The following is a 9,284-nucleotide window of genomic DNA, read 5'->3' on the forward strand; positions in this document are numbered from 1 at the left end:
TTAACAACTACTTTTACATCGTTCACTACAAGTCCCTATACATATTATCTAAAATTGCTAATATTGTTTCGCAAACTTTCCTTAGAAGCAAGGATTGTATTGATTTAACATCAATATGGAAACAATATGTTTCCATATTTATAATTATAAGGGCTAATTTAAAATTATTGTTGTTTTGCTTTTTTCTCGTCACTTAAAGTAAATATAGCTATTATTGAAGTAATCAAAACAACACCTGCAAGCACATAAAATGTTGTCGCATATCCTGTATTATCAAATAATTTACCCACAAACCATGACAACACAATAACGCCAAGATTTGATGAAATATTAAAACCAACTAAATAAAGTGTAGCAGATAACCGAGCATCAAAATTACCTACAATATATTTAAACATCGCCAAAATAAATAATGGAATTTCAATTGCATGAAATAACTTAACGAATGATATCAGATAAATATTATCTAACGTTGCAGATAATGCAATTCGGCAAATCATAACTAGTGCAGCAACTAATAGCGATTTTTTAGCTCCCATTTTGTTAATAAAATAAGGAGCAATAATCATACAAGTTGCTTCTAAAAGGACTTGGAAGGAATTTAAATAACCGTAAACTTGATAGCCATCTTCTGGTTTTTCAAAAAAACCAGTATAAAAATTAGGAAATAACTGTTGATCATAGATAGTATAAAAACTATAAGTACCAATAACAAACAACCAAAATTTTTGCAAACCAAACAGCGATAAGATTTCGCCCATTGTTGGTATAGTCGTTGTTTTTTCTACTAAAGCAGTATCGTTATTTGCAGTTGGTGATGCTTGATATTGTTTTGGCTTAAATATCATATTAATGGTGAAAAAGATAACCGCAACACCCGACGCCATCCAAAAGTTAATATGAGGATCAATGCCGAATAAAATACCCGCAACAACGTTGCAGCAGCATAACCAAATGATCCCCAAAAACGAGCAGGACCAAATTCAAAGCCAAATAATCGACTAATACGTTCAATAAAAGAATCAATCAAAGCACTGCCCGAAATAAAGCTGGCACTTAAAACTGGTGCACCGATACAAACACCCCAAATAAAATCATTTTTTAATAAAGGTTCATACACATAAATTAAAAAAGGGCCAATAAGAACCATGATAATACTTTGGAAGGTCACTACGGCTTTACCTATTTGTAATTTATCTTGGATAATGCCATAGAAAATCATGAAAAACATGGCTGCGGCAGAATTAGCCGCATAAACAATACCTAACTGCTCACCGGATAAGTCAATTTTACTTTTTAGCCAAATTGCGTAAAAAGACCACCACAGCGACCACGCAGCATAAAAAGTAATAAGGTAACCAGACGAGAACCAATAGTTTCTATTTTTTATCATATTCATGTTTATTACTCTTATATTGTTGAAAATCGATGAAGTTTAACGTTAATATTATTGTCATATTTGATACTAAATAGATAGAACCAATTGTCATAAATGTTACTTACCTCACACTTTTTATCATTTCTATTTGTGGTATCATCATGCATAGTAATGGCTGATAATCATTTTTATCTTGTTAAACAAAAGGATTTAACTATGGCTTCACTTAAGGATGTTGCAAAGCTAGCATCTGTTTCATTGATGACGGTTTCACGCGCAATAAATAACCCTGAAAAATTAAATAAAGAAACTTACAAGCGCGTTAAACAAGCTATTGAGCACCTTAATTACGTACCTGACTTATCGGCAAGGAAGATTCGTGGTGATAAGTCAGGACCAAGTGCAATTGGTGTTTTGGCATTAGAAACAGCAATGACGCCATTTTCGGTAGAATTACTACAAGCCATAGAAAAGACCGCACAAGATCATGGTTGGAATACATTTATTGTTAATTTATTTGATGATAAAGATCCCGATCATGCAATAAACACCCTGCTATCATATCGCCCTAACGGTATTATCTATACCACAATGGGATTAAGAAAAGTTGAACTTCCTGAAAAGTTATTAGATAAAAATGTTGTATTAGCCAACTGTATAAGTGATTCAAAACAACTAGCTTGCTACATTCCAAATGACTATTTGGGTCAATATCAAGCCATGCAACAAGTAATAAAGAAAGGCTATAAAAAACCATTATGCATCTATTTATCAGAAACCACATTAGCAGGAAAAACTAGACGTAAAGCTGTTGAGCAAGCGTGGTTAGATGCCGGTTACAATTTAAATGAGATTACTAGTTACCATACCTCAACTTTATCAGATGATCTTGCTCAAGAATATATGATGACGGTTGATATACTCAAACAGCATTGTAATAAAAAACCCGATTTTGATGTATTAATTTGTGGTAATGATCGAATAGCTTTTGTTGCTTATCAATATTTACTCGGTCAAGGACTTCATATTCCTTCTGATGTGGCTGTATTAGGTTACGATAACATGGTAGGTACTGGTGAACTATTTTATCCACCACTGACAACAGTGCAATTGCCTCATTATGAGATTGGAGAACAAGCAGCTTTACATATAATTAATAACAAAAACCAAAAACAGATAATACAGGTAGCATCACCTTATTTAGAAAGGAATTCATTATAACTTACTTAAATAAATTGACCGCCCAATGGCGATCAATTCAATCATCAATTACGCATAAATAGATTTTAACTGCCAGCTATCTAATTTGGTTATTTTGGCGCTACCATTTTCAGCAAATAAATTAACTACTCGCTCCGCTGGTAATTTTGGATAGATACGGCTTGAAAGGCTATATAAATCACCATTAACAAATACTTCTACAGATGAAGCATCAACATACACATGTAAAGTTAATTTTTTTCTTTTTGGTAGTGGTACACTACGATAACCGGTTAATTCAAGACCAGATAAACTACGATCAAGAACAATACGATTAGATTGTAAATCAACATATAGTAATGTTGCTTGTTTACCATTTTCAGTGGCAGCAAGTTGCAAACCAAAACGCTCAGCATCACTTTCTTTTAAATCAAACTCAACACAAAGTTCACAACAAATTGACTCAATATTGGTATTTTTAAGTTCACTATTGAGCGTTATTTCACCAAATGATTTTGGCTTTTCGCGCAATGCTTCAAGTTCCTTTATTGGGCGATTTCTGACTTTATTATATTGATCTAAAATCAACTCACGAGGAAGTGTAAATGCGCCTGCCCATTTATCTTTTTTGCTTGGCATGGCTGACTGCCACATATCCATCCAAGCAAAAATAATACGACGTCCATCAGCGGCAAGAAATGATTGCGGTGCATAAAAATCGTGTCCAAAATCCATTTCTTGAAAAGGTTTAACTATTGAAAATTGCTGCCCAGGTTGCCAATTACCTACTATATAGCCTGATTGGAATCGATTCCGATACTGATAACCTTTTGCTTTCAACCCTTGTGGTGAAAACATCAAAACCCATTTATCACCAAGTGGAAAAAAGTCAGGACATTCAAGCATATAAACATCAGGATCGATATCACTCACTACAACATGATCCAATTGCCATTCATTTAAATCATCAGATCTAAATAGTAAAACTTGACCAACATTATTTGGCGTTCGCTGACCAACAACCATCCACCATCTACCATCTTGTTGCCACACTTTAGGATCGCGAAAGTGCATCACTCCGTCTTGAGGGGTAAGTACTGTGCCTTGCTTTTCAAAATGAATGCCATCTTTACTAGTTGCAAGACATTGGCTTTGTCGAATCTGTTCATCATAACCTTGGCCACTCAACCAAATATGACCAGTATAAATTAAGCATAACTCACCATTATTATCTACGGCCGATCCAGAAAAACAGCCTGACTTATCAAATTCTTGATCGGGAGCAATAGCTATTGGCAACCTTCGCCATGTGACTAAATCATCACTAACAACATGTCCCCAATGCATTGGTCCCCAATTTTCATCATAAGGATGATGCTGATAAAAGGCATGATATTGACCTTTAAAGTAAATCAAACCGTTAGGATCATTCATCCAACCAGCTGGTGGAGCTAAATGAAAATGTGGATAATATTGTTTATTCATTACTTTTTCTAAATTTTTAACAGCTAGATTGGCTTTATCAATAGCAGTAGACATAAAAACCCCTTTTTTATCCAATATTAGATACCTTTATTTAATAGTATCTTAATTTAATTGTTAACGTTAACTGTTAATGAAATTAGCGATAAAATATGTGATGATAGTCACATATTTTTAACGTTAACAATGAATTTTTTGTCAAATGATTTAGTCTATGGCGGACTTTTAAAAAATGACTATTATAAATTCAACAACAGATTAACTATTAATGACTTTACTAAAAAGTAAAAAGATGACATATTTCAAAAAACTCAAGTAATCTGTCTCTATACTAGATTACCGCAGTAACTAACTATAATCGAGTTAAAAAATGAATAATACTAAAGTTTGGTCCCTTGGGGATGCCGTTATTGATTTATTGCCATTTGGTGATATGAATTATAAAGCATGTGCTGGTGGCGCACCTGCAAATGTTGCAATTGGTATTGCAAAATTAGGGCTGCCTTCAGCGTTTATTGGTCGTGTTGGTAATGACCCTTTTGGTGATTTTATGGAAACCACATTCCGCCAATATAACGTTGATTGCCAAAGCCTTGAAAAAGATGAACATCATCGAACAAGTACTGTGGTTGTTGATTTAGGAAAAAACGGGGAACGTAGTTTTACTTTTTTGGTTTCACCTTCAGCTGATCAATTTTTATCTCAGCAAGCAATTCCTAATTTTAACCAAGATATTTTACACTTTTGCTCTTTGGCGCTAGTTGGCCACACCTGCCGTCAAACACTTAAAACTGCGATTGAACAGCTTACCGCTAAAAATGGCCTAATCAGCTTTGATGTTAACTTGCGCGAACAGATGTGGGTCAATAAAGACGAAATGCGCACCACCATTACCCAATTTTGTCATGATGCTGATATCCTTAAACTATCAGACGAAGAACTATTTTGGTTAACTCAAAGCAATGATTGGAGTGAAGCATTAAATAAACTACAACAACACTATGAAGCGCCATTAAAATTAATTACCAAAGGTAAAGATGGCAGCATCGTATTATGGCAAGGCAAAACATTTTCGTTTGATTCGTACCATGTAAATAGTGTTGATACAACCGGTGCAGGTGATGCTTTTGTCGCAGGATTACTCAGCAGTATTGCATCATCAGGCATGCCTGAGGATAAACTGATGTTAGAAAGCATGATGACCATTGCCAGTGCTTGTGGAGCCTTAGCTACAACCAAAAAAGGCGCATTAACTGCACTACCTGATAGTACATTTTTACAATCATTTATTAGCGATAATCCAACATTAACAGCAAAACAAATGGCATAATAAAAATAGTAAAAACTTACTAATAGGGCAGCAAGATTGAATACAATAGTTTCAAAATATAATTATGATTGACTGCCCTTTACCACTCAATAACTTAACTACTCAGTAATTTAACTATTTAATAACTCAACTATTTAGTTAAATTACTGTTTATAAAATCAAATAGCATTTAACACCGACTACATTGTGATCTTGCCCACTGATCTATCATAAAAACATCATCAATCGTCGATGGCTCAGGGAAAGCCAATTGATCTAATACTTTTGATACATTTTTAGCAATATCCATAAAACCAATTTTATGTTGCAAAAATGCTTCAACCGCAACTTCATTGGCGGCATTGAGCGCCGTGGTAGCCGCTTGCCCTTGATTAAAGGCATTGATTGCCAATTTTAAACATGGATAACGGTCAAAGTCAGGTTGTTTAAATGTTAACGACGAAATTTGCGTAAAATCTAAAGGTGGTACGCTTGAAGGAACACGATCGGGGTAAGACATGGCATAAGCAATTGGCGTGCACATATCAGGCACACCAAGTTCAGCCACCACACTGCCATCTTGATAACGTACCATTGAATGGATAATTGATTGCGGATGAATAATAATTTCCATTTCGTCGGCACTGGCATTAAATAGCCAACGAGCCTCAATATATTCCAGCCCTTTATTCATCATCGTTGCCGAATCGACAGATATTTTTTTACCCATCGACCAATTAGGGTGAGCAACCGCTTGCTCGGGGGTGACATGTACCAGTTTAGCTAAATCCCAATCGCGAAATGGTCCGCCAGAACCTGTTAACACGATTTTAGTAATACCATGCTCAGCAAGGTTAGCAAAACCTAAATCATGCTGTACCGCCGTTGGTAAACTTTGAAAAATAGCGTTATGTTCGCTATCTACCGGCAACAACTCAGCACCATACTCTTTAATCGCTTGCATAAATAAATGCCCACAGGTTACTAACGATTCTTTATTGGCCAACAAAATACGCTTACCTTTTTTTATCGCAGCAAGCGTTGGTTTTAGCCCTGCCGCCCCCACAATAGCCGCCATCACTTGATCGACCTCGGGCAACTGCGCTAAGTCGCAAATGGTTTGTTCACCACTTAACACTTCAATATCCAATTTTAAATTAGCAAGATTTGCTTTTAACTCTGTCGCGGCTTGTGCGGTTGCCATGGCAACGTATTTAGGCTTAAACTCTTGGCATTGCTCGGTCATTTTCGTCACATTACTTGCACCAACTAAAGCATAAGCCTTAAAGCGCTGTGGGTTTTGACGAATAACCGCTAGCGTACTGCAACCAATTGAGCCGGTCGAACCTAAAATTGTGATATTTTTCATATTAATACATTAAATCTATATTATGGTTAGCTAAAAAATTAATAAATTGCTTGGTTGGCACTTTATCTGTAATAATTTGATTAAACAGAGTTAACTCACCAATAAAAGCCGGTTTAACTTGATTAAATTTAGTATGATCGGCAATCAAAATATTTTGACCTGATTTTTTTATCGCCTGCAATTTCATATCAACTTCATCAAAATGATAACAAGTTACGCCTTGCTTAATATCAATCCCTGCGGCCGAAATAAATGCTTTATTTGGGCAAATCGAATTTAATTCACTATGCTGTCCAATAGCGCTAAAAATCGCATTATTAGCCTGATAATGACCACCACATAAAATTGTCTTACAATTAGATTTATTTTGTAATGCTAAAAATGCGTTTAATGAATAACAGATCGCAGTAAATGCCACATCATCATCAATGGCATCAATAATAAAAGGAATAGTCGTACCGCAATCAAAAAAGACGGTATCGTTTTCTACAATGCATTTACTAGCTATATTGGCAATATATTGTTTTTCATAAACCTGTTTATCTTGTTGGTCTGGCAAAAAATACGGGGTAATTTGATGACGAGCATCACTAACAACATAGCCACCCAAAACACTTAGGGAACAGCCAACATTGCTCAAATCTCGGCGAATAGTCATTTCTGAAACAGCCAACAACTTAGCAGCATCTTTTAAATGAATCTTATCTGTTTTTTTTAAAAGTTGAATAAGATCATTCACTCTTTTTTGTGATTGTGTTTCCATGCTGATCCCATAAATCAATAATAACAAGCTACATAAGTAGCTTATTAATTGATATCATTGATTAATAATCACTGGTCGAAGTTGCATCGCCAGAAACAATCGCAATACTAGCACTAGCCCCTAAACGCGAAGCCCCCGCTTGAACCATTTTTTCAGCCGTTTGACGATCACGAATACCGCCCGATGCCTTAACGCCCATCTCATTACCAACGGTATCACGCATCAACTTAACATCCTCAACCGTTGCGCCAGATACACTAAACCCAGTCGAGGTTTTAACAAAAGCAACCCCGATTTGCTTACAAATTTCACAGACTTTAGCAATTTCGTCTTTAGTTAATAAACAAGTTTCTAAAATCACTTTTAATGGCACAGCACCACAAGCGTTAAATACCGCCTCAATATCTTGTTTAACCGCATCCCAATCATTGCTTTTTAACCAACCCACATTGATAACCATATCGATTTCTTGCGCACCTGCTTTAACCGCCATTTCGGTTTCAAAGGCTTTAGCGCTAGTTAGCATTGCACCTAAAGGAAAGCCAACTACTGAACACACTTTTACATCGCTACCTTTTAGTAAACTAGCCACTAAAGGAACATAGCCTGAATTAACACAAACTGAATAAAAATGATATTGTTTAGCTTCTTCACAGAGTTTAGTTATTTGGTCTTTTGTTGCGTTCATCGCAAGTAAAGTATGATCGATATACTTTGCATAATTCATAGTGATGTCCTTAATTTTTTTAGTTTTGATGTCTAATTTAATGAATTTGTTAGGTATAAAATGTTATTTTAATAACAGATATAGGGTGATAATGTTATTATAGTAACATTATGTCGTAATTGCTTGAAATAGTACAGATAAAAATCTGTGTTTAAATTTTAGTTTTTCGTGAAAGAAATAACATTTATATCAATAATTTACCAAATATTATTATTTGGCGTGCTAATTTCGCTTAGGTGACAGCACATCCTGATGAAGGAAAAGAGTTAATGGAATTTAATTCTTCTATTTTTCATTTTTTTTATAATACTCTGTTTTATTGAGCCGAGTGTGTTTTATCACAAGATAAAAACGATCGAAACTCAGCACATCCAAAAAAAATCAAGTATCTTAATAAATCTTTACAAAATTTTTAGTTAAAAATGTAGCCAAATTTTTTTTAAACATTATAATTTTAAAAATTAGAATTAATTCAGCTATATTTTATAGATTATAGATCGTTAAAAAAATAAAATAAAATAAAACAATATATTACTTTACAAAAGGGATGTTATGCAGTATACTTATCAACACCAGACACCAGACACCAGCACTGGCAAACCTATGTCTTAAATTTATTAAATAACCACGTTAGACGAGTTTTTACACTTACTTCATTTTTAGCATCGAAATTATCCATACAATTATCTACAAAAAAAACGTTGGTATTAGTGCCATTGTTGTTATTGCCGTATTCGCCTAATTTGCAGGCATTAACTGCGCATACTAGTAATGTTATAGAAGGTAGTGCATGGAATGGCAACACATTTTCAAACAAAAAAATTAAGGGGTAAGTGTTTTTTAAATTCAACGGGAGGCAAGTAGCCTAACGAAGAATGTAATCGTTTATGATTATACCAATAAGCATAAGCCGAAAAAGCGCGTTGTAATTCAGCCGTTGAGTTGAAACGTTGGCCTTTTACAAATTCCGTTTTAATTGTTTTAAATGTCGCTTCCGCTACCGCATTGTCATAAGGACATCCTTTCTTGCTTAATGAATGCGTGATATTAAATGTC

General features: G+C 34.7%; 9 protein-coding genes. 2 read left to right on the top strand and 7 right to left on the bottom strand.

The annotated features are described in order from the left end of the window. Positions 1-164: 164 nt before the first annotated feature. Together A9G38_RS12365 and A9G38_RS12370 are read right to left on the bottom strand one after the other, a co-directional pair. Positions 165-959, bottom strand: a complete 795-nt coding sequence (locus A9G38_RS12365; RefSeq protein WP_238552617.1) for an oligosaccharide MFS transporter — start codon at positions 957-959, stop codon at positions 165-167. Beyond that, the gene (locus A9G38_RS12370) at positions 845-1,399 is read right to left on the bottom strand and encodes an MFS transporter (protein ID WP_202961510.1); all 555 of its coding nucleotides are present in this window, start codon (positions 1,397-1,399) and stop codon (positions 845-847) included. The genes A9G38_RS12365 and A9G38_RS12370 overlap by 115 nt, the downstream gene beginning before the upstream one ends. A 195-nt stretch (positions 1,400-1,594) precedes the next feature. Between A9G38_RS12370 and A9G38_RS00555 the strand changes: the two genes are divergently transcribed. Beyond that, entirely contained in the window at positions 1,595-2,599 is a 1,005-nt protein-coding gene (locus tag A9G38_RS00555) for a LacI family DNA-binding transcriptional regulator (RefSeq protein ID WP_034909633.1), read from the top strand. A gap of 48 nt (positions 2,600-2,647) precedes the next feature. On the opposite strand, the gene A9G38_RS00560 is transcribed toward A9G38_RS00555, so the two are convergent. Then, positions 2,648-4,117 carry a glycoside hydrolase family 32 protein gene (locus A9G38_RS00560; protein ID WP_034909591.1) on the bottom strand — a complete coding sequence of 490 codons (1,470 nt, stop codon included), beginning with the start codon at positions 4,115-4,117 and terminating at the stop codon, positions 2,648-2,650. Positions 4,118-4,430: 313 nt separating this feature from the next. On the opposite strand from A9G38_RS00560, the gene A9G38_RS00565 reads away from it, so the two are divergent. After that, entirely contained in the window at positions 4,431-5,390 is a 960-nt protein-coding gene (locus tag A9G38_RS00565) for an aminoimidazole riboside kinase (RefSeq protein WP_034909594.1), read from the top strand. A 169-nt stretch (positions 5,391-5,559) separates the two neighbouring features. Here the strand turns inward: A9G38_RS00565 and ispC are convergent, their stop codons facing one another. From ispC to A9G38_RS00585, 4 genes are all read right to left on the bottom strand, one after another. Then, complete coding sequence (ispC, locus tag A9G38_RS00570; RefSeq protein ID WP_034909598.1) at positions 5,560-6,738, bottom strand: 1-deoxy-D-xylulose-5-phosphate reductoisomerase; 1,179 nt, start codon at positions 6,736-6,738, stop codon at positions 5,560-5,562. A gap of 1 nt (position 6,739) precedes the next feature. After that, positions 6,740-7,501: a DNA-binding transcriptional repressor DeoR gene (gene deoR, locus A9G38_RS00575; protein WP_034909601.1), complete on the bottom strand. Its 762-nt coding sequence runs from the start codon at positions 7,499-7,501 to the stop codon at positions 6,740-6,742. A 61-nt stretch (positions 7,502-7,562) separates the two neighbouring features. Beyond that, positions 7,563-8,234, bottom strand: coding sequence for a deoxyribose-phosphate aldolase (gene deoC, locus A9G38_RS00580; RefSeq protein ID WP_034909602.1), 672 nt, complete (start codon positions 8,232-8,234; stop codon positions 7,563-7,565). Positions 8,235-9,037: 803 nt separating this feature from the next. Further along, positions 9,038-9,284, bottom strand: a 247-nt coding sequence (locus A9G38_RS00585; protein WP_141671663.1) for an integrase core domain-containing protein, incomplete at its 5' end; no start/stop codon positions are given.

The sequence above is a fragment of the Gilliamella sp. Imp1-1 genome, from assembly GCF_001690415.1.
Taxonomy (GTDB): Bacteria; Pseudomonadota; Gammaproteobacteria; order Enterobacterales; family Orbaceae; genus Gilliamella; species Gilliamella bombi.